Origin of the sequence: Limosilactobacillus panis DSM 6035 (assembly GCF_001435935.1) — a bacterium.
Taxonomy (GTDB): Bacteria; Bacillota; Bacilli; order Lactobacillales; family Lactobacillaceae; genus Limosilactobacillus; species Limosilactobacillus panis.
The window spans coordinates 1-1,618 of record NZ_AZGM01000008.1 but is presented as its reverse complement, the minus strand read 5'-3'; the positions used below and the strand labels follow the sequence as shown (position 1 = coordinate 1,618).

Genomic DNA, 1,618 nt, shown 5'->3' with positions numbered 1-1,618 from the left:
TTGCTTGGCCGCACTCTTCCAATCATGCGGTTCGCTTAGCCTCCTGCGTCCCTCCATCATTCAAACGCATTCAACTGGTACAGGAATCTCAACCTGTTATCCATCGCCTACGCCTCTCGGCCTCAGCTTAGGTCCCGACTTACCCTGGGAGGACGAGCCTTCCCCAGGAAACCTTAGTCATTCGGTGGACAGGATTCTCACCTGTCTTTCGCTACTCATACCGGCATTCTCACTTCTAAGCGCTCCACCAGTCCTCACGGTCTGACTTCGCCGCCCTTAGAACGCTCTCCTACCACGTGCACGTAGTGCACATCCACAGTTTCGGTAATATGCTTAGCCCCGGTACATTTTCGGCGCAGGATCACTCGACTAGTGAGCTATTACGCACTCTTTAAATGGTGGCTGCTTCTGAGCCAACATCCTAGTTGTCTATGCAACTCCACATCCTTTTCCACTTAGCATATATTTAGGGACCTTAACTGGTGATCTGGGCTGTTCCCCTTTCGACGGTGGATCTTATCACTCATCGTCTGACTCCTGAGGATAAATCGATGGCATTCGGAGTTTATCTGAAGTTGGTAACCCATGACGGGCCCCTTGTCCAAACAGTAGCTCTACCTCCACGATTCTTTTCCTCAAGGCTCCCCCTAAAGAGATTTCGGAGAGAACCAGCTATCTCCAAGTTCGTTTGGAATTTCACCGCTACCCACACCTCATCCCAGCCATTTTCAACTGACACGGGTTCGGTCCTCCAGTGCGCTTTACCGCACCTTCAACCTGGACATGGGTAGGTCACCTGGTTTCGGGTCTATAACTACATACTTCTTACGCCCATTTAAGACTCGCTTTCGCTACGGCTCCGGTTTTTCTACCTTAACCTTGCATGCAATCATAACTCGCCGGTTCATTCTGCAAGAGGCACGCCGTCACCCATTAACGGGCTCCGACTGCTTGTAGGCACATGGTTTCAGGAACTATTTCACTCCCCTTCCGGGGTACTTTTCACCTTTCCCTCACGGTACTGGTTCACTATCGGTCACTAGGTAGTATTTAGCCTTGCGAGATGGTTCTCGCAGCTTCCAACGGGGTTTCACGTGTCCCGCCGTACTCAGGATCCTGAACGGAGAATGTGACGTTTCGTCTACGGGGCTATCACCCTCTCTGGCACAGCTTCCCAGCTGTTGCGACTACGTCGCATTTTGGTAACTCCATTGTTCAGTCCTACAACCCCAGTAAGCAAGCTCACTGGTTTGGGCTCTTCCCCTTTCGCTCGCCGCTACTCAGGGAATCGATTTTTCTTTCTCTTCCTGCAGCTACTGAGATGTTTCAGTTCACTGCGTCTTCCCTCTGCTAGCTATGAATTCACTAGTCAGATAACCAACGACTAAGTTGGTTGGGTTTCCCCATTCGGAAATCTCCGGATCAAAGTGCACTTACCACTCCCCGAAGCATATCGGTGTTTGTCCCGTCCTTCATCGGCTCCTAGTACCAAGGCATTCACCATGCGCCCTTCATAACTTAACCTTGATGATCACTTCGTGATCACCTTGATTAATTGAGTTAGCGATTATTTCGTTAATAAAACTCAAATAACGCGGTGTTCTCGGTTTATTGTTTT

Annotated in this window: 1 rRNA gene; it reads right to left on the bottom strand. The window is 50.0% G+C overall.

What is annotated here, in order from left to right:
* Positions 1-1,524, bottom strand: a 23S ribosomal RNA gene (locus FD32_RS00415); the annotation flags it as partial.
* Between the last annotated feature and the right edge of the window lie 94 nt (positions 1,525-1,618).